Source organism: Candidatus Methanoperedens sp., from assembly GCA_012026795.1.
GTDB lineage: Archaea > Halobacteriota > Methanosarcinia > Methanosarcinales > Methanoperedenaceae > Methanoperedens.
Window position 1 is genome coordinate 53,370 of record VEPM01000011.1, and the last position, 25,594, is coordinate 78,963.

The following is a 25,594-nucleotide window of genomic DNA, read 5'->3' on the forward strand; positions in this document are numbered from 1 at the left end:
GCTACACCCTGTGCATGGTCTTGAAGATATTTTCATGCTGTACCTGTATCTTTAAATCCATCTCACCTTCTATTAATGATAGCTCTTTTTTCAACCGGGTTATGGTTATAGAAGAATCAGTGATATCGGCAAGCAGCGTCATCACAAAATAGCCGCCCATTATTTTCTGGTTTAAATCTTCAATATTGATATTATGAGCAAAGACAGCATTTGAGATCCTTGCGATTATTCCTTTCTGGTCTTTTCCGATCACTGTTATGAATACCTGTTCTTTTGTCATTGGAGCCTCGTTCGGGATTGTTATCCTCTTCACACTTCTGTTTATATTAATGTGAATCCTTATTATTTGACTGGAATGAATACAAAGAACGTAAAACTACCTGATAATTCAAGAGAACTCCAGAATATACAACATCTTGTGGGTGGAACTCACAATATTTTACTGGTGCTAGTCGGTGTGTATTTCGGAAAAGATGATACTACACTGGGTATTGTAATGGCCTTTCTCACATTCCTTGTTTCACGTTTATCATCTGAAATATCATATCAAACATCTATAAAGGTTGTAGAAGAATATGGTAATTCAAGGTATGATCAGGATCTGCAAAACTCCACGAAAGCCCCTGCAAAATCCGTATAAGAAGCTGCATGCAGGTGCGCATAGGCTGCCATTGTATTGTTTACAAGTATCCCATCATAATCACCTTTTATCCCAACCCCGCGGTCAAGCTTAATTGCAAATTCAGTATTATCCGGCAGGTCAATTATCTCAGAATGATGGAATTCATGACCGATAAAAGAAGCTCTGGCTTTTCCGATCACATTATCTTTAATGAAACTGCCGATATTATAACTTACGACCCTTTTATGTCCCATCAATGTCTTTCCGGGAAGCGCGCCTACCATTTTGAAAGTCCCGCCTTTCATTTCTGCCATATTGTAATTCCCGCTTCCGGTAACATTTGTTGTGATCTCCCGGGTCAGGTACATCAGTCCGCCGCATTCTGCATAAATCGGAAGACCTTCATTGGAAACCTGTTTTATGGCCTCACGCATGGAAATATTATTTTCGAGTTCATTTGTGAATAATTCAGGATAACCGCCCCCGATATACAATCCATCCACGTCAGGCAGCGTCCTGTCGTTCACAGGGCTGAAATATACAAGCTGCGCTCCTGCAAGTTCAAGCAATTCAAGGTTATCACGGTAATAAAAATTAAATGCTTCATCAAGCGCCACGCCGATCTTTATCTTGTTTTTTTGATATTGCGCCCTGAATATTTTCTCTGCTGGTTTTTCAAGCGCCCGGGCGGAACGGGCAATCGAAATAAACCTGTCTATATCGATTCCTTCTTTTATGATCTCTTTTATCCTTCCAAGATTTGCATCAAAATCCGCCACTCTTCGCCGTCCTTCCATGGCAGGGATAAGCCCCAGGTGCCTCATAGAGATCTTCATCGAGTCATTGCGGGGTATTATTCCGATGACCGGGGTATCCGTATAAGTTTCAATTGCAACCTTTGCTTTCTCGGCATGCCGCTGGCTTCCGATATTATTCAGGATCACCCCGACTATGTTCACTTCAGGGTCAAATGACTTATAACCCGACACAAGCGCTGCGGTACTTCTGGTAATGCTTCTTGCATTTATCGTAAGAATTACGGGACATTTTAATATTTTGGCGATCTGGGCTGTGCTTCCGATGTCGCTTGTTGCCTCAAGTCCCTCGAAAAGACCACGTACTCCTTCAATAACAGCAATATCAGCCCCCTTTGTTGCATGGGAAAAAACCTCACAAACGGCTTCTTCTGACATTAAATAACCATCAAGGTTCCTTGAATACCTGCCCGTCACTTCCGTATGATAGCTGGGGTCAATGAAATCAAGACCAACCTTATATGGCTGGACATTATAGCCCATATCCTTAAGAACCGACATTATGCCGATCGATATTGTTGTTTTTCCTGCTGATGAGCGATCACCTGCGATAAGAATTCTGGGAATATCAAGATTTTCGGTCATATTTTTCCACTATTTATATCATTGTAATGCAAAAAATCAATTATCAAATACTTAACTATAAGATGAAAATTAAACCGCAGATGAACGCAGATAAACGCAGATTTAAAATAGAACACGGATGACACGGATGCGCACGGATCCGTGAAAATCCGTCCAATCCGTATCATCCGTGTTCTAAGTCGCTGTAGCTGGACATCTACATACAAAGTTGCCATGATTACTGATCTTTGTGAAATTTTCGAACTTTGCGGTTCCATTACTAACTCCAACAATCAAATCCTTGTCAATTCCCGCAACCTGCTATCATCAAGCGGCACAGGGATTTTTCCATCCCTTTTTCCCATAATACTTTTTGCAAGCTTACGGTACACCGCCGCGATCTGTGAATCGGGAGCTTTCTCAATTACAGAATAACCGTCTCTTTCGCAGGTCTGCACCAATACATCTTTTGGAATAAAAGCAAGAAGCTGGCTCCCGACCTCTTTTGCAAACTCGCTGACGATCTTTTCCTCATTCAAAGCGCCGCGCGAATTGCATATTACACCATTTAGCGTCATCTCAAGGCGTGAAAGTCCTTTGCAGATGTTGTTAGCAGCATACAGGGGCATGTATTCCCCGGAAGTAAGCACATACGCCTCATTCACAAGCCCTTTCTTGACTGGAGCAACAAATCCTCCGCATACGATATCCCCGGGCACGTCATAAATAACAAGATCCGTATCCTCGATGGCGCGTGAAATTTTCTTAAGAAGACTGATAGCAACGATAATTCCCCTTCCAGCGCATCCGATGCCAGGTTCGGGGCCTCCGATCTCAATACATTTTACTCCTTTATACCCATTGAAAACGATATCTGCTTCCTTTATATCTATTCCTTCCCTCATAAGGTCCATTATGGTAGGAATGCGCCTTCCCTGCAATAATGTAATGGAGGAATCGCTCTTCGGGTCGCATCCGATTATAGTAACGCGATAGCCCTCATCGGCGCATGCGGCGGCAACATTTGAAGCAGTGCTTGATTTGCCGATCCCGCCTTTTCCGTAAATAGCTATTTGTTTAGGCATCTTTGACCATCTCCCTGAGCGTTGCCCCGAATTCAGATTCCACGATATGGGATACTCCCAGCGTCTTGGGATGAAGATCAATTTCTACCACAACATGAGTATGTCCCATATCTTTCAGGGGAACGACCTGGCGCGGCCCGTTTGTTACAGAGAATAATTCCATATTCTTTATATTATCCATGGGAAGCGCATGAGGAACACCGGATATGACTGCAAAATCATAATCACTATATTTCTCACCGATTATCCGGTCTGCGGTATTTCCTGCCACAGGATACTCATCCAGTCCTCCGATAATATGGTGTATTTCAAATCCTTTTTCTTTAAGATCCTCCTTAATTTCACGGGCATTTCTCCTGTTCTTGGGAAGTCCCACATTATCATCAAGGTTCGCCATGTTCACGATATTTGAGCCAGATCCCAGTTTTTCAGCAACCTGCGCGACTGCAAGGTTAACATCCGCGAACATGAAAGCGGTTTCTTTCTTGGCGTTGAGGATATTCAGTCCTTTTTTACCCTGCTTTAATAATTCAAGCAATCTTCCTGCAACTTTGTATTTAAGATCGCCGCGGTTAGGTTCAAGATATTCCTTGCTGGCAGCGCCATGTCGTTTCTCGACCATTGTGGCTTCCTTAAGAAGCGCTTTTTGCCTCTCAAATTCAGCTTCACTGATAATTCCACTGGCAAGCGCGGATTCAAGAGCCATAACAACTCCTTTTGTGTTATCCCTGTAGCCAGCGTGCACATCAACTTCAATTACAGGAACATCAGGCTGGACCTGGGTCACCGCCTCGTGCAGTTCCTCTCCGATTATCATGCTTGCACATGTGCCAACAATACCTATGCGTCCGGGATTAAAGCGCTCAATTACTTTTTCAAGCACCTCGACAAGGGCATCATGCCCCCCGAAAACAAATCCGGTCTCATCAAGCGATGTTGTTACGACTCTCATTCCGTCCTCTTCAAGAAGCCGGGCATGCTTGAAACTGCATCCAGGGGGGCCGTGCAGTATGACAACATCGGTATCAAGGTCTCTTAACGTGTACAATGCGGCTACGATCGAACTGGGCCGCGGGTGCATTATAAGTGGTTCTTTTTCTTTTTTAACAGGCATCCTTTTTCTCCGAATTTAATAGAATTATTAATTATTATGAAAACGGTGGTTTTTATAGGGCACTTTATTGGATAATACTTTCGGATAAGAATTTGGTGCAGGGCTTCAATTCGGTGCGACTATATCCATTTAAGGAAGGTGCGCTGCAAGCCCTGGACCGGATGGCTTGCCATTTCCTGCGAAGTCACCTGCGCCAGGCATATATTTGATGGCAACAATATTTTAAACTTACGCTTTGATAACAGTCTTGTTTTTCTTCTTGCCCTTTCACAAACAATTATTACACAGCAACCCATTAAAGCCCAAAATCTGGGATTACAATGACACAAATCAAACCTCACGGCGGAAAATTAATCAACCGAACCTTAACCGAACAAAAACGAAACAAGATCATAGACCAGGCTTCGCAATACCAGAGCGTTCCTGTCACCGTTGACCTGATGAAGGATATTGAAAATATCGCTTCCGGGCTTTTCAGCCCTCTTGAAGGCTTCAATGGCCGGGAAGATTACGAAAGCATACTCTACAACAAGCGCCTCTCCAACGGCCTCCCCTGGACGCTTCCTATTGTTCTTGACACAGATAACAAAGATATAAAAGAAGGAGATGAAATTCTCCTCAAAAATGATGCAAATCTCGTTGCAGTGATGCAGGTTGAAGAAATCTACAGCTATGATAAAAGAGCATTCGCAGAGCAGGTTTACGGAACAAACGATGCAGCACATCCGGGCGTGGCAAAGACGTATTCCATGAAGGACACACTGCTTGGCGGAAAGATAAGCCTTATAAACGAATCGGAAACCCCTTATTTCAAATATGCGATGAAACCCGCCGAGACAAGGAATCTCTTCAAGGAAAAAGGCTGGGAAAAAGTAGTCGGTTTCCAGACAAGGAACGTCGCGCACCTGGGTCATGAATACCTGCAAAAATCAGCGCTTACAATGGTCGATGGGCTTTTCATAAATCCTGTTATCGGCAAGAAGAAGAAAGGGGACTTCAGGGACGAGGTTATCCTCGAAAGCTATGAAGTCCTGATCGACAATTATTATCCAAAGGACAGGGTCGTCCTTGGTATTTTCCAGACAGAAATGCGCTATGCGGGCCCCCGCGAAGCCATATTCCATGCCATCGTGAGAAAGAATTACGGCTGCACCCATTTCATCATCGGCAGGGATCATGCAGGTGTGGGGAGCTACTATCATCCTTTTGCTGCTCAGGAGATATTCAAGGAGTTCCCCGATATCGGTATTGAGCCGATGTTCTTCATGTCGTTCTTCTATTGCAACAAGTGCGGCGGCATATCCAACGACAAGGTCTGTCCGCATACTGACAGGGTGGATTTCAGCGGTACGAAAATGCGTCAGATGATCGAAGCGGGAAAAAGACCGCCGGCGGATTCCATGAGGCCGGAAGTTGCTGATGTGATATTGAAGTCAGGTCATCCATTTGTGGAATGACCCTTCTTTTTGATTGGAAATCATTAAGACCTTTTAATCTCTCTTTAGGAAGATCAAATAATGAGAAGGAGAGTGAATCATGCTCGATAAAGATGCCTTAAAAGGTATTATAAAATCACTGGGTCTTGTTTTCGGGGATATAGGTACAAGTCCGATATACACTCTCACAGTTATTTTTCTATTGACCCCACCTACGTTGTCTCATGTTTTAGGTATTCTTTCCCTTATTATCTGGACACTTATTATCGTAGTTACGGTAGAATATGCGTGGCTCGCCATGAGCCTTGGCCAGAAAGGTGAAGGAGGCACCATTGTTCTTCAGCAGTTGCTAATCCCCATGCTGAAATCAGGCAGGCAGATATCGTTTGTCACTTTGCTCACTTTTATTGGCATATCGCTCCTTTTCGGAGATGGGGTGATTACTCCTGCCATCAGCATACTCAGCGCTGTTGAAGGAATGAAATTGATCCCGGGACTTGAAGGAACAAGTATAGATACACTCGTTATCATAGCGGCCATTATCGCGATTATATTATTTGCAGTTCAGAAAAAAGGAACAGAAAAGGTTGCGTGGTTATTCGGACCAGTTATGGTTTTATGGTTCATATCGTTAACTTTTTCCGGTTTTATCAACATTATCAGTTTTCCGGCCATTTTGCAGTCTTTTAGCCCGTACTTTGCAATAACCTACCTTTCAGAGAACGGTATCACAGGATTTTTCTTACTTTCCCAGGTTATCCTTTGCGCTACAGGAGGAGAAGCATTATATGCAGATATGGGGCATCTGGGGAAACTTCCAATAATAAGAGCATGGTATTTTGTATTATTCGCCCTTTTATTAAATTACCTGGGGCAGGGATCGTATATCATCCAGCATCCTGATGCGCGTAATGTGCTTTTTGAAATGATATTCTACCAGGCTCCGATATTTTATATCCCATTTCTTATCTTAAGTATCCTTGCCACGGTAATAGCATCCCAGGCGATGATTAGCGGTATGTTCTCGATAGTGTACCAGGGAATTACAACGCACATTCTGCCTATGTTAAAAGTGGATTATACGTCAAAGGAAATGATGTCCCAAATATACATTGATTCTGCAAACTGGTTCCTGCTGGGTTCGGTTCTTACTATTATGTTCATTTTCAAACAATCGTACCTGCTTGCTGAGGCATATGGTCTTGCAGTTACCGGAACTATGACTCTTACCGGTGTGATGATGACCTGGATATTCTACTTAAAGGGTAATAGATTAAAGACTGTTATATCTATAATTGTTACCTTTGTTGATATGGCATTCCTGGTGTCAAGTCTTCATAAGATACCATTCGGAGGCTACTGGTCAATAATACTGGCGATAATACCTTTCAGTATAATCATGATTTACATATCAGGCCAGGCCAGACTTTACAGGGCACTTTCGCCTGTGGAGCTTGATCTATTTCTTAACGAATATAATAACGTATATAATAATATGTGTAAAATCAAAGGAACTGCCCTTTTTTTTGCCAGGGATGTAAAAAAGATACCACCATATATCGTAAACACCATGTTCAAAAATAATATCATTTACGAAGAGAATATTATCGTTTCAATTATAAGAATGGATAATCCCTTCGGTGTTTCGGGTTCTTTCAAAGGTCACCTTGGGGATGGATTGAGAGTTTATGAAATATATCTGGGTTACATGGAAGTCGTTGATGTTGAAAAGATTTTAAAAGAATCCGGCATTGAAGAAAAAACCATTTTCTACGGGCTTGAGGACATTGTTTCGGAAAATGTGATCTGGAGAATATATTCGGCTATAAAAAGAAATACTCCTGCATTCGTCCAATTTTATAAACTTCCGTCCCATAAGCTTCATGGTGTCATATCCAGGATTGAGATGTAAAAATCTAAATATATATACTTTTTTTTAGAAACAATTAAAAGGAATGAGATAAATCAGGGAGGAGGATTTAGATAGGGATAAAATAGAACATGCTTGACAGGGAAACCTTTAAAGGAATTATAAAATCGCTGGGTCTGGTATTTGGCGATATCGGAACAAGCCCCATCTATACCCTTACAGTCATTTTATTAATGACAAGCCTTACTGAAGACCATATTCTGGGTATCCTTTCACTCATCATCTGGACACTTATTATAATAGTGTCCATTGAATATGGGTGGCTTGCGATGAGCCTTGGCCAGAAAGGCGAAGGTGGCACCATAGTTCTTCGTGAAATACTTATTCCCCTGTTAAAGTCGGGAAGACAAATCGGATTTGTCTCTCTTCTGTCATTCATTGGTATATCCCTGCTTTTCGGTGATGGTGTGATAACACCCGCAATCAGCATACTCAGCGCTGTTGAAGGAATGAAATTGATCCCGGGACTTGAAGAGACGGGGCAGCAAGTACTGGTCTTTATCGCGGCGCTCATTGCTATAATCCTTTTTGCAGTCCAGAAAAAAGGAACTGAAAAAGTCGCCGGGGCGTTCGGACCTTTAATGTTTTTGTGGTTTATGTCACTTGCAGTTTCGGGTATTGTCTCGATAATACAGGTCCCATCAGTCCTTAAGGCCATTAATCCATACTATGCGATCATTTTCTTACTGGAAAACGGTGTTGCCGGATTTTTTGTGTTATCCCAGGTCATACTTTGCGCCACAGGCGGAGAGGCCCTGTTTGCTGACATGGGGCAATTGGGAAGACTTCCAATCGTCAGGGCGTGGAAATTTGTATTTGTTGCCCTTTTGTTGAATTATCTTGGCCAGGGAGCTTATGTGATCAGGCATCCTGAAACAAAAAGCGTACTTTTTGAGATGATATACCAGCAGGCACATATTCTCTATATTCCCTTCCTTGTTTTAAGTATTATTGCAACTGTTATCGCATCCCAGGCTATGATAAGCGGTATGTTCTCCATAGTATACCAGGGAATAACCACGCGTATATTGCCGATGCTCAAAGTGGATTATACATCAAGGAAACTCCAGTCACAGATATATATTGATTCAGCAAACTGGTTTTTGCTTTTTTCCGTACTCATGGTCATGTTCATCTTCAAAGAATCCAAGAGTCTTGCGGCAGCGTACGGCCTTGCTGTCACAGGTGACATGGTACTTACCGGAATAATGATGTCATGGATATTCTATTTAAGGAAGAAGATGTCAAAATTCACGATCGCAATTTTTATTACGATTATTGATATGGCGTTCCTGTTATCGAGTCTTCATAAGTTACCTTCGGGAGGGTACTGGTCAATAATACTCGCGTTGATTCCGTTCAGTATAATTATGATCTACACGTCAGGCCAGAAAAAGCTTGGAGCGGCGCTTTCACCAGTGATGCTTGATGATTTTCTTAAGAAGTATGATGAATGTTACAAAAACATGCCTAAAATTAAAGGCACCGCCCTTTTCTTTGCCAGGGAGACCGCCAGGATCCCTCCATATATGGCCAATACGATGTTTAAAAATAATATAATTTATGAGGACAATATAATTGTTTCCCTTATTAAAACAGAGAATCCATTCGGAGTTTCAGGTTCGTTAAAGGGAAGCCTTTCAGACGGGTTAAGGGTATTTGAGATATATATGGGATATATGGAAGTTGTTGATGTTGAGGCACTTTTAAAAGAGAATGGGATAGAGGAAAAGACCATCTTCTATGGTCTTGAGGATATTGTTTCGGATAATGTTATCTGGAGAATCTATTCTACAATTAAAAAGCTTACTCCGGCGTTTGTTCAATTTTATAAACTCCCGCCTCATAAGCTTCACGGGGTTATCTCAAGGATAGAGATGTAAAATATATTTAGTCATTATAAAAAGGATGCTCATAAGGTTTAAATATAATCGTATTATATACTGTTTTGCAGATGATCCCGAAACGGAAGGAAAGTTATAACTTGATGAATAAATTCTCTTTTCTATTATTATCCTTATTAATCCTCTCAATGCCTGTTGATGCCTTGAAGAACGAGTCCTTTTTCCTCGAAAACAACACCGGGTTAGATTTCATGAAGGGATATTATAAAATAGAGTTAATCGAGATCAGTAAACCCGGCGATATGCCCTTCGTTAAGGTCAACCTGATTACAGCGGGATTGACAAAATTATATTATTTACGGGAAAATGAAAATCCCTCAATCAATACTGAGCCCTTTAATAAGATCAGTCTTAATTCGTCTTTTATAACCCTGACAGCTGCAAGGGTTTCGGTGCAATACCCTGATAACTGGGAAAGTCCCATCAAATATAACATTGAAATACCCGTTGTTGCCGAGAAAATACCGGAAATCGTGTTAACAAAATCGGTCGATAAAACAACCCTGAATAAAGGTGATGTTGTTGAATTTAAAATTATAGCGGAAAACACCGGTAATGGGACTGCTTATAACCTGACTATCGAAGACAGGTTCCCGCCGGGATTTACAAGCGCGCCGGGTTCAAGGTTCCCACCTGCTATACAGGATGAACTTAAAGCTGGCGAAAGCCTTGAGCTTTTGTTCGCCCTGAAGGCAGTAGAACCCGGGTCTTATAATATTGATCCGACTATTGTCAGGTACAGTTCAAAAAGTGCGCAGTCTAATTCTGTTTCTTTAACTGTTCTTGAGGATAAAAAAGAAAAATCCAGTCTCGTTACGGTTATTACACTGGATAAAGTTAATATATTCGCAGGCGAGCCGGTAAAAGCTATTGTGAAAATCACAAACAAAGGTAATGTATCTGCTGAATCAATCCTCATAAAAGCAATTGTTCCGAAAGGAATGGAAGTGATTGAAGGAGACTTAAGGCAGGCATATACAAAAATAGGGCCGGATGAATCTGAAGAATATTCAGCTACCCTGAAAGCAGTTGAAAGTGGAAATTATTCTATTCAGTTAAAAACCAGTTATTCTGATGATATGGCGGGTTTCCCTTCTAATTCCGATCCTATTACTGTGACAGAAAAAGAAAAAAATTATCTGTATATCCTTATTCCTGTGATGATAATCATAATTGGGATAGTGTTATTTATTATGAAGAGACATAGGGAGTACAGGTTCTAGAGGAAATATGCTGAATGTACTTATTATCGGAGTTGGACAATGTGGCAACAGGATACTTGATTCAATTAACAAGGAAGCATTTGGGGGAAGTTCCCTGGCAAAGTATTATGGAACCCAGAAATTCAAAAGCCACGTTGAAACTATCGCTATTAATACTGCCATAAATGACCTGAAAGAATTGAAGCATACGAAAGCCAAAGACAGGATCCAGGTGCCGCATCTGCATGGGGTTGGAGCTAACAGGAATGTCGGGAAACAGACTTTTGAGGAAAATAAAGAACTGCTGCTTCGGATTATCGAGGAGCGCGGCGATTTTGATGTTGCATTTGTCATAGCCTCGTCATCAGGCGGGACAGGCTCATCTTTTGCGCCCCTTTTGATAAATGCGATGAAAGAACGATATAAATATAATGTGTATGGGATAATTGTCCTCCCGTTCAGGGAAGAAGGCTCTATATATCTGCAAAATTCCATCTTTTGCGTAAAAGAGATAATGGATGGAAATTGTGATGGCACAATAATTGTGGATAACCAGTATTTGAAACATCTCGGGAAGGATATAAAAAACGCTTATGATGAAATAAATTCTACTGTTGCAAAAAGATTTCTCTTCCTGTTAAAGGCGCTTGACAGTGAAATGATGATGGTGACCGATCTTGGGGATTTTAAAACCGTTATGTCAGGAGGGATAAAGCTTGCAACGATGGGTTTTGGTATCGGGGATAAAAATATGCCTGTAAAAGGTGTTATCCAGCATAGTATTTCACAATCCGGTCTGCTTTTTAAACTTGACCCGTATAAGGAATCAAACCGGGCGATGATAATAATAGAAGGAGATCAGAAATACCTGAATATCAATGATATCACAAGTGAGGTCGAGAAGCTATCTGCCGAAATAGGGCAGATATTCAAAGGTATTCTCTTACGGGATGGGCACATGCCAAAAGTGCTGACACTGCTATCGATAAGTTCTTCTTCCGAGCTTGACAGGCTATTTGAAATAGGTATTGATGCGGTGCATAAGGAACGGGAGAGAAAGGAGCAGACAACAGGATTGAACCAGGAAATAAAGAGCAGGCTTGAAGGATTGGAGCCCCAGTATTAATCGAAATATTCATATCACTATACGAGGTATCGTATGTTATGGCAAAGGACAAGAAATTAGTTCAATCTGATATTTGCAACGGATGTGGAATATGTGTATCGGTCTGCCCGCAGAATACAAAACTTTCAAAAGCGGACGATTTTGATATAAACAGGGCAAAGCTTGCGATCTCAGTGACAATGGGCGCAGCGGTTATCGACCAGACTGTGTGTATCGCCTGCGGCATATGCACCCGCAATTGCCCGGTATCGTCGTTGACGATCGTTCCGGCTTAGGTTTAATTAGATAAATACTTTAGAAATCCTTTGCGCTCTTTGCGTAATTTGCGGTTTGATCTTAGATTTTGTCTGAGAATTTGATCTACATTTGGTTTTCACACCGATTCGATGCACATAATTGGTTATGAGTGAGTATTCAGATGCATTTTTGGACAGGATTTACAGGATTTACAGGATGGAAATTAATCCTGTCCATCCTGTAAATCCTGTCCAGAATAAATATTCAGACAAGCTCTTAGACAATAACAACAAACCAATGCGAAACCGAACGAAATATGGAATTGGTCTGTTCAAGTTGACTAAATTAGAGACATTAGAGACAGATGATCAACCACAGAGCACACAGAGAGCGCAGAGCGTACCGATTTTCTCTGTGTCCTCTGTGCTCTCTGTGGTTTTTTCAAAGATATATTTGCCAATCGATGATATTTCAAATTTCAGGTTTCACTTATGCTCATAGGTACGGATATCAGGAAAGCATCAGAAATAATCAGGAATAACGGCATAGTCGTCTATCCCACAGAAACAGTATATGGCGTCGGGGCAAATATTTTTTCAGATATTGCGCTTGAAAAAGTTTTCGCCATCAAGAAAAGGGACAGGGATAAGCCTGTTTCTGTTGCTGTTTCTGATCTTAAAATGATGGAAGATCTTGTATATATCGGGAAAAAGGAAAGGCATTTTATTGAAAAGTTCCTGCCCGGACCTGTTACTGTTCTTCTTAAAAAGAAGGATAAAGTGCCTGGTGTACTCACCTCGGGATCGGAACTTGTGGGCATACGCTTTCCGGCGCATGAAACGACCATCAGGCTCATTCAGCTTGCCGGAGTCCCGATAACATCTACGAGCGCCAACTTTTCAGGTGAAGCGCCGCCACGAAGAGTGGATGAGATCAGGGTAGGTGCAGATTATATCATTGACGGCGGGGAATGCAAAGGCGAGCCTTCGACAGTGGTTGACCTTGTTAATCGAAAGATTATCAGGAAAGGCGCACAATTTGAAGAAGTGAAGGCAGCACTTGAAGATTTTTGATCCCGTTTATTATAGTCATATTGTCTGGCAACCTTCCGGGTTCATCTGGTTGTTAACTATAGCAAAATTAAAAAGCAAAAAGGACTATTTGATTAATATTAGAGTTATTATCTTATATTGCTCTATTATATTGATTGAGGCAAAATATGACACAGACGCTTGAAGAAATTATAGAAGTAATTAAGAAGCGAAAAAATGTTTTAAAGGAAAAATATAATGTAAAAGAGATTGGCATATTTGGCTCTTATGTGAGAGGGGAACAAACTGAGAAAAGCGATGTAGATATACTCGTTGATTTTTATGAATTGCCTGATGTCTTCAACCTGTTAAAATTAGAACGTTCACTTCGTGGTATCTTAAAATGTAAGGTTGACGTTATCAGAAAGCAAGCGATACGAAAGGAACTAAGAGACCAGATCTTATCCGAGGCTATCAGGATATGATACGGAATTATAAACTTTTTGTAATAGATATACTGGATGCGATTGATAAAATCGGTGAATTTATTGGAAATATGGATTATGGGGAATTCATACAGGACGATAAAACATCAACTGCAATTGTCAAAAAGATAGAAATCATAGGCGAAGCCATAAAAAAATATCCCTAAAGAGGTTAAAGTTGAATATAAGACAATACCCTGGAAAGACATAGTAGGGATGAGAAATAAGATTATTCGCAATTATGAATAAAAATTCATTTTAAACTGCTGTTAGTTGGCTTTTGTCGGAGAAATTATTTATATATGTTGAGTTCTTATGACACAAAGGTCTTATAATGCACTTTTTGCGACATAGAAGGCGATGAAGAAATGATTAAAAATGATTCAAGGGGAAAAATATGGTAAAAAGAAAATATGTTATAGAAATTGCGATTGTAGTTTTGATTTTAGGATTTTTATCAAGCGTAATGGGAATAGCAAATGTACCTGCAGGAGATCAAGGTTCAGTAAGCAATAATTCTGGTGAATCAAGAAACTTCAGCATAACAATAACAGGCCAGAATGCAACTGTCAATTGGTACATTAATGGATCTCTTGTAAAAGGACCTCAGATTAATACTACATCATCATTTTATCAGAATAACAGCGCTGCGGCAGGATTTTGGAATGTATCAGTAGTTTCATTCAATGCAAGCAATCCTTCTGATACATCCATGACAACATGGTGGTGGACTGTCACTGCTGCCCCCCCAAGTGAAACTGCTCCAGTCATCACTCCCTCCCCAATCGCTAATCCATTTGATACAAGCGCGAATATTAGCTTCATAGTCAATCAAAGTAATGCAAATACATCCGTTCGATACGGATTATCATCATTGGATTCTGTAAGCACATGGCAGAATGGATCGAGTTATGGTAATTCTAGGACTATACTGCTTATAGGATTGGAGCCTGGTAAACAATATATTTACAGCGTTTTTGCATACAACAACTCTAATACAAGCCTTTTTTCCAATTCCACACCGATTCAAACTTTCACAACGCGTAACCCAACAGCGCCAAATATTACAAGTGTGACGAATGATGGTGCATCAACTTCCAGCATAAATTTTACAATTGGAGTTAACCAAACCGATGCTTATATTGGTATAAAGTATGGAGAAACGGAATCATTGGAACTTCCTGTTAAATGGAAAAATACATCTGGCTCACCAAGAACAATAGAACTTTCTCCTTTAACATCTGGAAAGAAATATTTTTATATTGTATATGCATATAATCAGACCAATCAAACATATTCATCCAATACAACAATTCAAAATTTCACCACAAGATATCCAGGCCCGACAATAGGCACAGCTACTCCCTCAAATACAAGTGCACTGGAAATGACAACAGGTGAATCAAAAAACCTGAGTATAACAGTAGGTAGCCAGAGCGGAAATTTGAGCTGGTATGAAAACAATAATACTTCTCCTATAACTTCAAAATTAGTGACTGCTGGAGAAATTGTAAATTACACCTTCTCAAGAAGCACAAAAGGGACCTACAAAATAACTGCAAATGTGAGCAATGCAAATGGAAGCGACACCCGTGTATGGACAATAAACGTTCATCCCGCAACGTTCTCAACAGGCAACCGCATCTGGGACGGCAGTAATCAGAATGATTTCGGTCTTACTTACACCTGGACCCCCCAGAGCTTTTCAGGATTCTATTATAATGCAAAAGATGATGTAGGCACTGAAAACATAACAATTACAATGGATAGCTACTCATCCAGGACCATAGGAACGAATAAACTCGTTTACTCCACATCACCTCAGGAAGTCAGCTTTGCCCACTCAGGCTGGGGCAAATACCAGGTCATAGGTTTCATGGCTGATAAGTATTTTGCAGGTTATACTTCCAATACTTCTTCAGCTAATACTCGCCCAACTACTACTTTTTCAGGGATGAGCGCACTTGCCCAGGGAGGACTCCATAAAGTGCTTATAGATGATGATACCAAGCAGACTATAGCAGTAGGAGGATCACTTGCCCTGCGGGACGGTTATGTATTAAAAGCAACAGACATTGACCTGAATGCAAGGACAATGCTCCTTTCACTTTTAAAAGATGGAACTGAAGTCGATGTTTCTCCGCTTTCTAAGGACGAGACATATGTTTACACCAAGACCATCGGAGGCGTAGAGAACCTCCCATTGATCATGGTACGGTTCGATAATGTATTCTCAGGCCAGGAATTACAGACAGCATTCATGAAAGGCCTTTTCCAGATATCCGAGGATACTACGGTAATACGTGCAGGGGATCAGTTCGGCAGCATGAAAGTGGACAGTGTAGACCTGAGCGGGATACGGATGAAGAATAGCGGAAATATCGGCCTGAGCAAGGGAACAACTACCACTGTAATGGGCGATCTCAAAATACAAGTTGCCAATAACGATTCTGCTGTCAGGTTCGCACTTACGGTGGACAGGCCATCTAACTTTGAAGTCAGGAGCACAGTTTACAAAGACGGAATCCCTCTTGAATGGACACCCTACAATTTCGGTATTAACATCGGGGATAAAAGTTTTGGATTCTTCTATGATCTTGATGACGGAGTTGGAAGTGAAACTTTCAAACTTAAAAATAAGGTAAGTGGCAGAAGCATACCCGCAGATGATCTTGAATACTCAACAACCCCGCAGGAAGTAAAGTTCACGTACAATGGTTTCGGAAAATACCAGGCTATTGGATTCATGGCAGACAGGTATTTTGCAGGTTATACATCAAATACCCTGCCTAACGTAATAACAAGACCCACCACTGATTTTGACGGTATAAGCACGATTGCAAATGGCAACCTCAATAAAGTGCTTATTGATGATGACACCAAGACGACTATAGCAGTTGGAAGTACGATTACTCTCCAGGAAGGTTATGTTCTTAAGGCGACTGATATTGACCTGCAGGGAAGGGCGATGCTTCTTTCCCTTCTAAAAGACGGTACAGAAGTTGATGTCTCACCTCTTTCTGCCGGTGAAACTTACATATATACCAAGACTATAGGAGGCACTGAAAACCTTCCACTGATAATGGTAAGATTTGAGAATGTTTTCTCAGGCAATGAATTGCAGGTTGCGTTCCTGAGAGGCATTTTCCAGATATCCGAGAATCCCACAAAAATTGAGGTGGGAAACAAGTTCGGCAACATGGAAGTGACAGGCATTTCATCTAATAGCATCACAATGAGTAACAGCGGGAGCATTGGACTCAGCAAGAATATAAATAATGCTCTTATGGGTAATATCAAGGTAAAAGTGGCAGATAACGATGCCCTCAGGTTCTATTTCGCAGTCGATGTTACCCCTGATATGATAGTGAATAAGCTCTCGATAAATGCACCCACAAAACTAATGGCCGGGGACACACTCAAGGTCAAAGTAACGGCAGGAGGAAAAGCTGTTAATAATGCATCCCTGACATTAGATACCGATATGGGGACAACTGATATTAACGGTGAACTCAATTATACGATCCCGAAAACATTAAAAGCCGGAACATACACCATTACCGCATCAAAGACCGGGTATGAGAAAGATACAAAAAGCATTCAGATCGAGAAATATGTCGATTTGAGACTGAGCATCGAAGCACCTTCAAAGGCAAACCAGTACGAAACCATAACCATAAAAGTTTTGTACAACGGTACTGCCATGAGCGGCGCTGCCGTCCTGTTTGATAATACAAGCGCTGGTACAACAGATAGTAATGGGGAAGTGAGCTACAGGCTGGAAACAAGCGGGACGCACTCGATAACAGCGTCAAAGACATCATATATTACTGCTTCAACGGATATAGATATAAGAGCCCCATATTCGGAATTCAAGGCGCTTGATATCAATATCACTCCCAATCCTGTCTTTGCTGGCGAAGATTTCGTGGTCAGATCCAATATTACCAATGTGGGTACAAAATCTGACACACTTCCTGTTAACCTTATTATTAACGATACTGCTGTCGATAATAGGACGATAACATTAACACCCGGTCAGAAAGTTGAGATCAATTTTACCAGGCAGGAATCTTCAGTCGCAAATGTCACAGTCCAGGTCATGGGACAGAGCAATTTATTGGTGGTACAGGAAAAACCAACAAATTACTTTTTGATTGCTGCAGTGGCTACTGGTATAGGCGCTGTGATAATCTATGTTCTTACATCTAAAGGTTTGTTGAGCCTTGAAATATTAAAACAGAAATTTGGATTGTTAAGTGATAAATTCAGTAATCTTTTCAAGAAGTAAATGATCATGTAGATCATTTACTTCTGTTTTATTTTAAAATGTCTATGTTAAAACTCTAATAATATGGAAAAATTATTATAGTGTGAAAATCATTACCCAATATGGACTACTGGTTCGGTAATCTCATCAACGATTATGTTCTGTATAAGATTATCGAAGGTATTATAGCAATACTTTCAATGATCATGATCTATCTGGGCATCCAGATAGCGTTGAACTGGAAATTCTTGAATAAGGAGAATCCGAATTCAAATGAAGTAATCTCGCAAAAACAAAGTTTTAACCGAAGTATATTGTTTATTTTTATTGCCGGTTTTTTTATGTTGATACACGAATTTCTTGAAGGCCTTGAGGAAGAAGCGCCAGATTTTGTGACTTACGAACTGTTTGAGTTAGTTGCATTTACCGGATTAGTATTGTTTTTACTGGAGTGGCATAAAATATTGAAGAAATTAAGAAAAGACCGATCAAGCAAGTATTAATCATTTGAGATATAATTAACTCTTATGGGAGTTATTCGACTTGGCTGTTCGGGCTGGGACTACAGGGACTGGGCAGGCGTGTTCTATAAAGATAAAGAGGAGTCAAAACTGAGGGCATATTCAAGGATCTTCAATACTGCTGAGATCAACTCCACATTTTACAGCTATCCCCAGCCCGGCATTGTATTTGGCTGGGCAAGGTATACTCCGCAGGATTTTAAATTTGCGGTGAAGCTTAACCGCCTGATAACCCATGAAAAAATGCTAAAAATTTCAAAAGGAGTGGAAGATGACCTGAAAAGGTTTATGGTACTCATGAAACCACTTCAGGAATCAGGAAAACTTGCCTGCATTCTGATCCAGCTCCCGCCTGGAATGAAGTTCAGGAAGGACAGGATAGAAGAATTCCTCAAAATTCTGCCCTGCAATATGCGATTTGCGCTTGAATACAGGAACGAGACATGGCTGATCAATGAAGCGTATGACCTGCTGAGGGATTACAATGTTGCAGCCGTAGCAGTTGATGAACCGCTGCTTCCTCCGGAAGTCAGGCTGACCTCTGGATTTGCATACGTCCGCTGGCATGGGAGAGGCGAAAAAATGTGGTATCACTACCACTATTCGAAAGATGAGCTTGCAGCCTGGATACCGAAACTGAAGGAAATATCGCAGAGTGCAGACGTCTATGGATATTTCAACAACCACTACTATGGTTATGCGCCTGAGAATTGTATCGATGTACTGGAGATGCTGGGGATGGCTACTCCGGAGCAGAAAGAGATAAGGCAGCACATATCAGGTTACTGGAAAGGCAGGGTAATGACAAAAGTGATCCCAAAGACTCTTGGCGATTATCTTGTGCAGGAAAAAGAAGATATAGCGACCTTACTATCAGGATGTATGGAGTCTTCAAGGCTTGAGAAAGCAAAAGAGATAAAGGACATTGAGATAATGGAACTTGGAACTGATAAGATAGTGGCGGATGTAAGGGGTTATTCAGTTTACATTGATCTGGAAAAAAGGTTCATACTGCACGACTGCGCGGACTGGCAGAGAACTGCGCGAGAGGGGCGGTTTTGCAAGCATATTGGCGCACTCATGTTTGCGCTGCCTGAAGATATGGCAAGAAGTGTGCTTGAGCGTATCAAAATGCAGCAGTGGGAGTTCAGCCAGTATACGGGGAGAGGGGAGACTTATTGATAGGCATTCATGCGGCTAAAATAGTGTAAGCAAGTCTCAACTATTGAGTCTCCATATCATGAAATTAAGGATCGCTGCAAAGCTCACCCAGATTAAGTATGGGATGAGCAAAAGACCTGCTGTTCTTGATATCTTCATGAAAATCATTATTGTAAATGCTATTGATATCCACAGGATGGAAATTTCTATCAGACCGGAAAGTGGGGACCGGAGACCAAAGAACGCTGCCGACCATAGCACGTTCAGAATCAACTGGACCGCAAAGATGACAAGAGCATTTTTGACCTGTTGACCTTCAAGACCCCTTCGCCATACCAGATAAAGCGAGATACCCATCATCACGAAAAGAGTTGTCCATACCGGAAAGAATAACCAGTCCGGAGGGGCAAAAGAAGGTTTGGTGAGCGTTGCATACCATGTGGGAATCGCCGGGGTCGTGAAAAGAGAACCAAGAAAACCCGCGAAAAGACATATTGTAATGCTGATGATCAGTTTGATTGACTCAGGTACATTTTTGTTTATCATGTATTATCTCCTTATTTTGAACTGATTAGCTCTATCTTCTATCAACCAGGCGCTTTGGTCTGCCCTTTATCCGGTAGAGTTCCAGATCCCGAAGACCTGCAAAGTTGAAAATAATCTTGAACATTCCTTCTGCATGTACTTGCTCAAGTAGCGGCTTATATCTGAAAAATGTCCTCAGGAAGTTCTCTTCCACAGCTTTTCTATCGCACTTATCTCTGTCAAGACATTCAACGCTCACTCTCAAAATCGTCTCTCCTTCATCATCGCCGCCATAAAGGAATGCCTCATATTCCCCTGTGAGGTATTCCATATTCTCGCGCTGGAATACTCCCCGCTCCACATCCACACGGTTAAAGGCCGTTTCTGCGACCCAGAAAGTCTCAGATTCACGTTGGGGATTCATGATCTTCATATGAGTTCTGCCGCAGGCGCATCGTTTCCTTGTGACCACAGCGGTAGTGTCTTCGGTATCATAGTTCAGCAACAGGGTACCGGATTTTCCACCTGCTGGCAAAAGTGTTGTAAGGACGACCCTGCCGCAGTCACCATCGCGTACAAAGTTTTTCAATGCAGGATCATAGATGTCAAGGTGAACGAGGTCTTCAGGCACATGAAGCCCACCCAGATCGGTGCACTCACCGCACATCGTTCCTTCCGTGCTTCCGTAGGTGTTATAGACCTGGCAACCCCACACCTCGGCAAGGTATGCACGCGACTCATCGGCAAAACTTTCCCCACCGACAACAAGGCGCCTGATACTTGATTCCTGAGGAAGGATGTTTTCATTTTTCATCTGCCTGGCAAGAGCCAGCAGTTTGAAAACGCTCCCGACTATCCCCGTGGGTTTATAATTCTTTATGACGCGGGATGGAAATGTGCACTTTCCCATCGGGATGATCGTTATACCAATTTCACGGGCAGCAAGGGTCATTGTATTGGCGCCAACGTTCATACCGTATGACGCACAAATAACCACCCTGTCTCCAGGGCCAAAACCCTGTGAGACAAAGCTCCTCGCATATTTTTCAGCATACCGTTCCCAATCCTGCCATGTGAGAAAGAATGCTTTTGGAGTCCCGCTTGTTCCTGATGTCTCATGAAGTGTAAAAACATCCCTCCAATCTACACTTCTGAACTGGAAATCCGTACTTTCTGGCGGCTGGTATTCTCTTATTGTTTTTCCAGATATTATGGGTAATTCCTGAAGATCTTCGTGTGTGCGTACATCGGATGGATTTATTCCGTGTTCCTTGAACCACTTTTTATAGAAAGGCGAGTTTTCGCTGGCATACTTGACAGTATAGCGTATGCGCTCTTCTATTAGCGAATCAAGATCTCCCCTACTCATGGTCTCTATTTTTTCATTAAAGAACACAATAACAGATACAACCTCAAGAATAATATGGTTTTCCTATTGATATGCAAGCGTTAACTATACCATTATTATAGATTGTAGAAGCATTGATATATACCGGGGATACAATAAAGAAGTGTCAGAATGGGTAAAGTAAAATATGGAAAAGCAAACTGAGAACAGTAATCTTTCTACAGTATCGCTTGTAAAGTGCCAGACCTATGATCAGTCAAATATCGATGCTGCGGTTGAAAAGGCGCTGGGGCTTATTGGCGGGATTAAAAGCTATGTTAAACCCGGTGATAATGTTCTTCTGAAGATAAATCTCCTGACAGGTGATGTTCCTGAAAAAGCAGTTACCACCCATCCTGCTTTGGTAAGGGCTATGATTCTTCAGGTTAAAGCTGCCGGAGGAATCCCGCAGGTTGGCGATTGTAGCGGCTATGAGGGAAATCCGAATTATAAAAGATATATTACAGCCTGCCGTAATACAGGTATTATGAAAGTATGCGAGGAGGAAGGAGCCCGGATACTGCATCTCAGTGCAGAGTCTATCGATGTAAAAAATCCGGGTGGCCGCGTATTCAAGAGCTTCATTTTATCAAGGCATGTTCAGGAAGCTGATGTGCTTATATCTTTACCAAAACTCAAGACCCATGGGCTGACATTATTTACCGGAGGGGTAAAAAATAATTTCGGCTGTGTAACAGGTCTCAATAAAGCAAAAATGCATCTTCGTGCCCAGGATCCGGAAACATTTTCCCGGATGCTTGTGGATCTCCTTGGCATAGTGCGGCCTGAACTGACAGTAATGGATGCAGTGGTTGGTATGGAGGGGAACGGGCCAAGCAACGGCACGCCAAGACAGGTCAATGCAATTCTGGCAAGCTGTGACCCTGTGGCACTTGATGCAGTGGCCTGCAAGATGATCGGCATAGACCCGCTCACAGTACCTTCCACCCGCCTGGCACACGAACAGGGTATGGGAACCGGAGATATTTCCCGTATCGATGTACGTGGAGAGGATCTGAAGGACATGCAAATTGAGGGCTTCAAGCTACCATCTGGCACAGCATCATTTTTCCGCGCAAGGGGCCTGATGCGTTTCCTTCGCAGTATGCTGGTTGCAAAACCAGAACTGGTAAGACAGCAATGCAAAAAATGCTGGATATGTATGGAACACTGCCCTTCTTGTGCGATATCAAAAAAAGAAGATTATCCTTCGTTTGATTATAAGAAATGTATCAGATGCTACTGTTGCCAGGAACTATGTCCGGGTAATGCCATTGAATTGAAGACTCCTTTTATGGGCAGGTTTGTGAAATAATTAAATGATCTTGCAGTTCATTCTCATTTTGCCAATATACTGAAATACCATGACGTAATTAAGAAAACCTAACTATGGAGATAAGATTTCATAAAAAGCCGGAAATGGACAAACCTCGCATGCTAGTGGGTCTTCCAGGCATGGGAATGGTTGCCAAAAACACTGTTGACTATATTACGAACTGCCTGGAGCCGGAATTTTTTGCGGATATTCACGTTCCTTATCTTTCACCTTCTGTTGCTTGTTTTGATAAAGGTCTTGTAATACCTATGGACCGGGAAGTCAGTCCGTTCAAATTTTACTATTCGCAGGAAAAAAATATCATCTTATTCTCAGGTGAGATGCAATTTGGCCATGCTACAAAAGATAATGAGCTTGCCGAGAAAATTGTGGAAGCTGCAAAGCTAATGGGTGTTGAAATAATTTATACTGTAATCGCTACACATATAAACAATTATGTTGAAGACCCTGAAGTATCAGGAGTTGTAACTTCACCCGAACTATTAACTCTTCTTGAGAGCAAGGGAATAAAAATATCAGATGGCAGGCTTCAGATAAGCGGAGTCAACGGGGTTGTGATAGAATCCGCGTTGCGAAATGGGATAAAAGGGATATCGCTTCTTAGCCAGACAGCATTTCCCGAAGCCCTGGATATAAAAGCATGTTACGCAGGGATAAAAAAAGTTTCCGAGCTTCTGGAGATCGATATTGACCTGAATAAGATCGAGACAGAAGTAAAAAAATTTGATGACAGCTTAAAGAGACACTTAAAAGAGATCAAGGAAAAGATAAAAAAAGATGAAGATTTAAGTTATATAGGCTGAATATAGCAGTTTGCATAAGCAATTAGAAAAATAAGAATAATCAGGATTAAACTTTATCCTCCAGAAACCTCTCGCAAACAGCAAGGTCCCCGGGCGCATTAACATTAAGCGCCAGCTCCTCCTCATCCAGGATAAGATTATAATCCTCCTGCTCCTCACTTATTCTCTGTGCATCAAGGATATTTATCCCGCATGGGACGATAAAATCGCTATTCTTATGAAAAACAGTATCCGGTCTTAATCCAAGCCTTGTGAATACCTCAAGTTTCATGTGAACTGAAAGCGCAGGCGTGTTCACCTCAAAATATTTTTCGATTATCCTGTCTATGAGTCCGCTTGTGACAAGAGGAAGGTCAGCCATTATGATGAGTACACGCCCCCTGATACCTGCCTCTTCCACTGCGCCTATCATGTCATGAACAAAACCTGCGCCTTGCGTATGAATAATTTCAATTTCACGGTGATCTTTCTTAAAATCATCCAGCCACTCATTCGTCTTTTCCACTCTTAATGACGTGGCCACAAAGATACGTTCGATGTTCTTTGAACCAAGAAGAGCTTCGAGGACATATTGTATCAGCGGTTTCCCGGAAAGCTGGGTGAGGGGTTTTTCATCCTTACCAAGGCGCGCTCCCTTGCCGCCAGCCATTACAACTGCATCCATCCAATACCTCCGATATAAAGCAGGGCTGCAAGCCGCCCGATCTCATTTGCTGCGCCCACGACATCCCCGCTCACCCCCCCAAAATGGCGGTTTGCAGTGTTAAGAACAAGAAGCCCTGACAATTGCGATACTATGAATGCTCCAATACCCATGATACCGAGAACAACAAAACAAACTGCCACCGAAAAAAAAGTCCCGATAATTAAATCTGACTGCTTTGTATTATCAACTGTCATTGCCCCGAAACCCGGATGCAGCCTCGTGCCAAAAGCCGCTACAGTGACCATGGATTGCTTGGCGCTTGTTTCTGCAACTATCAATGCATACGGAAGAAGGAGGAATCGATCTGGTTCCTGGATTGAAACAAGAGATACGAAAACGCCAAGGAGCGTTATCATACAAAAAACAATACCGCCGGTACCAATAGCAGTGTCACGCATGGCAGCGATCTTTTTCTCTTTTGTCCCATGCGCTGCCAGACCGTCGCCAAAATCAGCAAGCCCGTCAATATGATTGAATCCTGTGAAATAATAGACCGCTATAATTACAAATAGTGAGACAATTATTGGTGGCAATATCGTAAATGAAGTTAGCCCGATCACGATTAATGCGAAAATAATACCGATAACTGCGCCTACTACAGGGAACAGGTAGATGTGCTTCATCAGGTTTTCGATACCTTCCATTGTTATACCCACAGGTATCGTAGAAAGAAAACCAAAACCGCTTCGGATGGCCGACAGGAACTTCTTCATCCTGCGAAACCGCCTGCTTTTATATCGGGTGCTGACTTCCTGGTTTTTGTCTTTTTTACTTTCTTTTTTTCAGGTTTTGCCCCATCGCCTTTTCCCCTTGAATACATATTTGCGGATGCCCCGCCTATAAGCCCTGCGACCACATCATCCATAAAAGGTCCAAGTGTTGACAGGATACCGGGTTTTAATTTGTCAAATCTCACGTATTCAAAGATCCCCTTATCCCCGCTGATGTATTTTGCTATACTCATCCCGATTACTTCATCCACAATAAGAAATGTCAGGTCTTTATTGAAGATCTCTTTGCTCATGCCCGGAAGCTCGCCCTTCTCCCCGGCTTTTTCAAGAAGCATTCCTGAATATATCAGGATGCACAGGTTGGGATCAGAGAGCGCGTGCTTTAATTCTCTTTTAAATACCTTTTCTGCTATTTCCCTGGTTTCGACTCCGGGATGGGGTACATAAAGTTCCATGGCAGCATTAACGAGAACATTTTCAGAAAGCCCGGCATCTTCAAGGACTCTCATGATGTCTATCGTATTAGAAGAATCAACATCATCGGGCTGGTTTTTTTTCTTTTTTTCATTTTTGATATTTGATAATTTCATAAGTTTCTCCTTC

General features: G+C 41.8%; 26 protein-coding genes. 17 read left to right on the forward strand and 9 right to left on the reverse strand.

What is annotated here, in order from left to right; translation table 11 throughout:
- Window position 1: 1 nt before the first annotated feature.
- Window positions 2-280, reverse strand: coding sequence for an ACT domain-containing protein (locus FIB07_06130; protein ID NJD52431.1), 279 nt, complete (start codon window positions 278-280; stop codon window positions 2-4).
- Between the two features lie 75 nt (window positions 281-355).
- Between FIB07_06130 and FIB07_06135 the strand changes: the two genes are divergently transcribed.
- Window positions 356-640, forward strand: coding sequence for a hypothetical protein (locus FIB07_06135; protein ID NJD52432.1), 285 nt, complete (start codon window positions 356-358; stop codon window positions 638-640).
- On the opposite strand, the gene cfbB is transcribed toward FIB07_06135, so the two are convergent.
- The 3 genes from cfbB to FIB07_06150 form a co-directional block, all read right to left on the reverse strand.
- The gene (gene cfbB / locus FIB07_06140; protein NJD52433.1) at window positions 595-2,022 is read right to left on the reverse strand and encodes a Ni-sirohydrochlorin a,c-diamide synthase; all 1,428 of its coding nucleotides are present in this window, start codon (window positions 2,020-2,022) and stop codon (window positions 595-597) included. The genes FIB07_06135 and cfbB overlap by 46 nt on opposite strands.
- A 272-nt stretch (window positions 2,023-2,294) precedes the next feature.
- Complete coding sequence (gene cfbC / locus FIB07_06145) at window positions 2,295-3,086, reverse strand: Ni-sirohydrochlorin a,c-diamide reductive cyclase ATP-dependent reductase subunit (GenBank protein ID NJD52434.1); 792 nt, start codon at window positions 3,084-3,086, stop codon at window positions 2,295-2,297.
- Entirely contained in the window at window positions 3,079-4,200 is a 1,122-nt protein-coding gene (locus FIB07_06150) for a Ni-sirohydrochlorin a,c-diamide reductive cyclase catalytic subunit (GenBank protein ID NJD52435.1), read from the reverse strand. The genes cfbC and FIB07_06150 overlap by 8 nt, the downstream gene beginning before the upstream one ends.
- A gap of 320 nt (window positions 4,201-4,520) precedes the next feature.
- On the opposite strand from FIB07_06150, the gene sat reads away from it, so the two are divergent.
- The 14 genes from sat to FIB07_06220 all read left to right on the forward strand — a co-directional run bounded on the left by sat (window position 4,521) and on the right by FIB07_06220 (window position 19,524).
- A complete protein-coding gene (gene sat / locus FIB07_06155) occupies window positions 4,521-5,657 on the forward strand; it encodes a sulfate adenylyltransferase (GenBank protein NJD52436.1) in 1,137 nt (378 codons plus the stop codon).
- Between the two features lie 79 nt (window positions 5,658-5,736).
- Entirely contained in the window at window positions 5,737-7,548 is a 1,812-nt protein-coding gene (locus FIB07_06160; protein NJD52437.1) for a potassium transporter Kup, read from the forward strand.
- Window positions 7,549-7,637: 89 nt separating this feature from the next.
- A complete protein-coding gene (locus FIB07_06165; GenBank protein NJD52438.1) occupies window positions 7,638-9,449 on the forward strand; it encodes a potassium transporter Kup in 1,812 nt (603 codons plus the stop codon).
- A 71-nt stretch (window positions 9,450-9,520) separates the two neighbouring features.
- Entirely contained in the window at window positions 9,521-10,693 is a 1,173-nt protein-coding gene (locus FIB07_06170; protein ID NJD52439.1) for a DUF11 domain-containing protein, read from the forward strand.
- Window positions 10,694-10,700: 7 nt separating this feature from the next.
- The gene (locus tag FIB07_06175) at window positions 10,701-11,798 is read left to right on the forward strand and encodes a cell division protein FtsZ (protein NJD52440.1); all 1,098 of its coding nucleotides are present in this window, start codon (window positions 10,701-10,703) and stop codon (window positions 11,796-11,798) included.
- A 38-nt stretch (window positions 11,799-11,836) separates the two neighbouring features.
- Window positions 11,837-12,073, forward strand: coding sequence for a 4Fe-4S dicluster domain-containing protein (locus FIB07_06180; protein NJD52441.1), 237 nt, complete (start codon window positions 11,837-11,839; stop codon window positions 12,071-12,073).
- Window positions 12,074-12,200: 127 nt separating this feature from the next.
- Window positions 12,201-12,536 carry a hypothetical protein gene (locus tag FIB07_06185; protein NJD52442.1) on the forward strand — a complete coding sequence of 112 codons (336 nt, stop codon included), beginning with the start codon at window positions 12,201-12,203 and terminating at the stop codon, window positions 12,534-12,536.
- Window positions 12,527-13,108 (forward strand): threonylcarbamoyl-AMP synthase, encoded by a 582-nt coding sequence (locus FIB07_06190; GenBank protein NJD52443.1) that lies wholly within the window; start codon window positions 12,527-12,529, stop codon window positions 13,106-13,108. Before FIB07_06185 ends, FIB07_06190 begins: the two co-directional genes overlap by 10 nt.
- Window positions 13,109-13,254: 146 nt before the next feature.
- Complete coding sequence (locus tag FIB07_06195) at window positions 13,255-13,551, forward strand: nucleotidyltransferase family protein (protein ID NJD52444.1); 297 nt, start codon at window positions 13,255-13,257, stop codon at window positions 13,549-13,551.
- Entirely contained in the window at window positions 13,548-13,718 is a 171-nt protein-coding gene (locus tag FIB07_06200) for a DUF86 domain-containing protein (GenBank protein ID NJD52445.1), read from the forward strand. Before FIB07_06195 ends, FIB07_06200 begins: the two co-directional genes overlap by 4 nt.
- Window positions 13,711-13,800 (forward strand): DUF86 domain-containing protein, encoded by a 90-nt coding sequence (locus FIB07_06205; GenBank protein NJD52446.1) that lies wholly within the window; start codon window positions 13,711-13,713, stop codon window positions 13,798-13,800. Before FIB07_06200 ends, FIB07_06205 begins: the two co-directional genes overlap by 8 nt.
- A gap of 148 nt (window positions 13,801-13,948) precedes the next feature.
- Complete coding sequence (locus tag FIB07_06210) at window positions 13,949-17,842, forward strand: hypothetical protein (GenBank protein NJD52447.1); 3,894 nt, start codon at window positions 13,949-13,951, stop codon at window positions 17,840-17,842.
- Between the two features lie 101 nt (window positions 17,843-17,943).
- Window positions 17,944-18,324, forward strand: coding sequence for a hypothetical protein (locus tag FIB07_06215; protein NJD52448.1), 381 nt, complete (start codon window positions 17,944-17,946; stop codon window positions 18,322-18,324).
- A gap of 24 nt (window positions 18,325-18,348) precedes the next feature.
- On the forward strand, window positions 18,349-19,524 hold the full coding sequence (locus FIB07_06220; protein ID NJD52449.1) for a DUF72 domain-containing protein: 1,176 nt from the start codon (window positions 18,349-18,351) through the stop codon (window positions 19,522-19,524).
- Between the two features lie 36 nt (window positions 19,525-19,560).
- Here FIB07_06220 and FIB07_06225 read toward each other — a convergent pair whose 3' ends face one another.
- Together FIB07_06225 and ftsA are read right to left on the reverse strand one after the other, a co-directional pair.
- Window positions 19,561-20,049 carry a tryptophan-rich sensory protein gene (locus tag FIB07_06225; GenBank protein NJD52450.1) on the reverse strand — a complete coding sequence of 163 codons (489 nt, stop codon included), beginning with the start codon at window positions 20,047-20,049 and terminating at the stop codon, window positions 19,561-19,563.
- 31 nt (window positions 20,050-20,080) lie between these two features.
- Window positions 20,081-21,397 carry a coenzyme F390 synthetase gene (gene ftsA, locus FIB07_06230; GenBank protein NJD52451.1) on the reverse strand — a complete coding sequence of 439 codons (1,317 nt, stop codon included), beginning with the start codon at window positions 21,395-21,397 and terminating at the stop codon, window positions 20,081-20,083.
- Between the two features lie 166 nt (window positions 21,398-21,563).
- Between ftsA and FIB07_06235 the strand changes: the two genes are divergently transcribed.
- Window positions 21,564-22,730: a DUF362 domain-containing protein gene (locus tag FIB07_06235; protein NJD52452.1), complete on the forward strand. Its 1,167-nt coding sequence runs from the start codon at window positions 21,564-21,566 to the stop codon at window positions 22,728-22,730.
- Between the two features lie 74 nt (window positions 22,731-22,804).
- Window positions 22,805-23,554: a hypothetical protein gene (locus FIB07_06240; protein ID NJD52453.1), complete on the forward strand. Its 750-nt coding sequence runs from the start codon at window positions 22,805-22,807 to the stop codon at window positions 23,552-23,554.
- A 46-nt stretch (window positions 23,555-23,600) separates the two neighbouring features.
- Here the strand turns inward: FIB07_06240 and FIB07_06245 are convergent, their stop codons facing one another.
- From FIB07_06245 to FIB07_06255, 3 genes are read right to left on the reverse strand one after another with little or no spacing between them, the layout of a single operon-like run.
- Complete coding sequence (locus tag FIB07_06245) at window positions 23,601-24,218, reverse strand: nucleotidyltransferase (GenBank protein NJD52454.1); 618 nt, start codon at window positions 24,216-24,218, stop codon at window positions 23,601-23,603.
- On the reverse strand, window positions 24,203-24,973 hold the full coding sequence (gene cobS / locus FIB07_06250) for an adenosylcobinamide-GDP ribazoletransferase (GenBank protein NJD52455.1): 771 nt from the start codon (window positions 24,971-24,973) through the stop codon (window positions 24,203-24,205). Before cobS ends, FIB07_06245 begins: the two co-directional genes overlap by 16 nt.
- Window positions 24,970-25,581 (reverse strand): alpha-ribazole phosphatase CobZ, encoded by a 612-nt coding sequence (locus tag FIB07_06255; GenBank protein NJD52456.1) that lies wholly within the window; start codon window positions 25,579-25,581, stop codon window positions 24,970-24,972. Before FIB07_06255 ends, cobS begins: the two co-directional genes overlap by 4 nt.
- Window positions 25,582-25,594 lie beyond the last annotated feature (13 nt).

What these genes read in the sequence shown, in the direction of transcription:
- FIB07_06130 (NJD52431.1), bottom strand. Translation starts at nt 280, where the DNA reads ATGACAAAAGAACAGGTATTCATAACAGTGATCGGAAAAGACCAGAAA.
- FIB07_06135 (NJD52432.1), top strand. Translation starts at nt 356, where the DNA reads ATGAATACAAAGAACGTAAAACTACCTGATAATTCAAGAGAACTCCAG.
- cfbB (NJD52433.1), bottom strand. Translation starts at nt 2,022, where the DNA reads ATGACCGAAAATCTTGATATTCCCAGAATTCTTATCGCAGGTGATCGC.
- cfbC (NJD52434.1), bottom strand. Translation starts at nt 3,086, where the DNA reads ATGCCTAAACAAATAGCTATTTACGGAAAAGGCGGGATCGGCAAATCA.
- FIB07_06150 (NJD52435.1), bottom strand. Translation starts at nt 4,200, where the DNA reads ATGCCTGTTAAAAAAGAAAAAGAACCACTTATAATGCACCCGCGGCCC.
- sat (NJD52436.1), top strand. Translation starts at nt 4,521, where the DNA reads ATGACACAAATCAAACCTCACGGCGGAAAATTAATCAACCGAACCTTA.
- FIB07_06160 (NJD52437.1), top strand. Translation starts at nt 5,737, where the DNA reads ATGCTCGATAAAGATGCCTTAAAAGGTATTATAAAATCACTGGGTCTT.
- FIB07_06165 (NJD52438.1), top strand. Translation starts at nt 7,638, where the DNA reads ATGCTTGACAGGGAAACCTTTAAAGGAATTATAAAATCGCTGGGTCTG.
- FIB07_06170 (NJD52439.1), top strand. Translation starts at nt 9,521, where the DNA reads ATGATCCCGAAACGGAAGGAAAGTTATAACTTGATGAATAAATTCTCT.
- FIB07_06175 (NJD52440.1), top strand. Translation starts at nt 10,701, where the DNA reads ATGCTGAATGTACTTATTATCGGAGTTGGACAATGTGGCAACAGGATA.
- FIB07_06180 (NJD52441.1), top strand. Translation starts at nt 11,837, where the DNA reads ATGGCAAAGGACAAGAAATTAGTTCAATCTGATATTTGCAACGGATGT.
- FIB07_06185 (NJD52442.1), top strand. Translation starts at nt 12,201, where the DNA reads ATGAGTGAGTATTCAGATGCATTTTTGGACAGGATTTACAGGATTTAC.
- FIB07_06190 (NJD52443.1), top strand. Translation starts at nt 12,527, where the DNA reads ATGCTCATAGGTACGGATATCAGGAAAGCATCAGAAATAATCAGGAAT.
- FIB07_06195 (NJD52444.1), top strand. Translation starts at nt 13,255, where the DNA reads ATGACACAGACGCTTGAAGAAATTATAGAAGTAATTAAGAAGCGAAAA.
- FIB07_06200 (NJD52445.1), top strand. Translation starts at nt 13,548, where the DNA reads ATGATACGGAATTATAAACTTTTTGTAATAGATATACTGGATGCGATT.
- FIB07_06210 (NJD52447.1), top strand. Translation starts at nt 13,949, where the DNA reads ATGGTAAAAAGAAAATATGTTATAGAAATTGCGATTGTAGTTTTGATT.
- FIB07_06215 (NJD52448.1), top strand. Translation starts at nt 17,944, where the DNA reads ATGGACTACTGGTTCGGTAATCTCATCAACGATTATGTTCTGTATAAG.
- FIB07_06220 (NJD52449.1), top strand. Translation starts at nt 18,349, where the DNA reads ATGGGAGTTATTCGACTTGGCTGTTCGGGCTGGGACTACAGGGACTGG.
- FIB07_06225 (NJD52450.1), bottom strand. Translation starts at nt 20,049, where the DNA reads ATGATAAACAAAAATGTACCTGAGTCAATCAAACTGATCATCAGCATT.
- ftsA (NJD52451.1), bottom strand. Translation starts at nt 21,397, where the DNA reads ATGAGTAGGGGAGATCTTGATTCGCTAATAGAAGAGCGCATACGCTAT.
- FIB07_06235 (NJD52452.1), top strand. Translation starts at nt 21,564, where the DNA reads ATGGAAAAGCAAACTGAGAACAGTAATCTTTCTACAGTATCGCTTGTA.
- FIB07_06240 (NJD52453.1), top strand. Translation starts at nt 22,805, where the DNA reads ATGGAGATAAGATTTCATAAAAAGCCGGAAATGGACAAACCTCGCATG.
- FIB07_06245 (NJD52454.1), bottom strand. Translation starts at nt 24,218, where the DNA reads ATGGATGCAGTTGTAATGGCTGGCGGCAAGGGAGCGCGCCTTGGTAAG.
- cobS (NJD52455.1), bottom strand. Translation starts at nt 24,973, where the DNA reads ATGAAGAAGTTCCTGTCGGCCATCCGAAGCGGTTTTGGTTTTCTTTCT.
- FIB07_06255 (NJD52456.1), bottom strand. Translation starts at nt 25,581, where the DNA reads ATGAAATTATCAAATATCAAAAATGAAAAAAAGAAAAAAAACCAGCCC.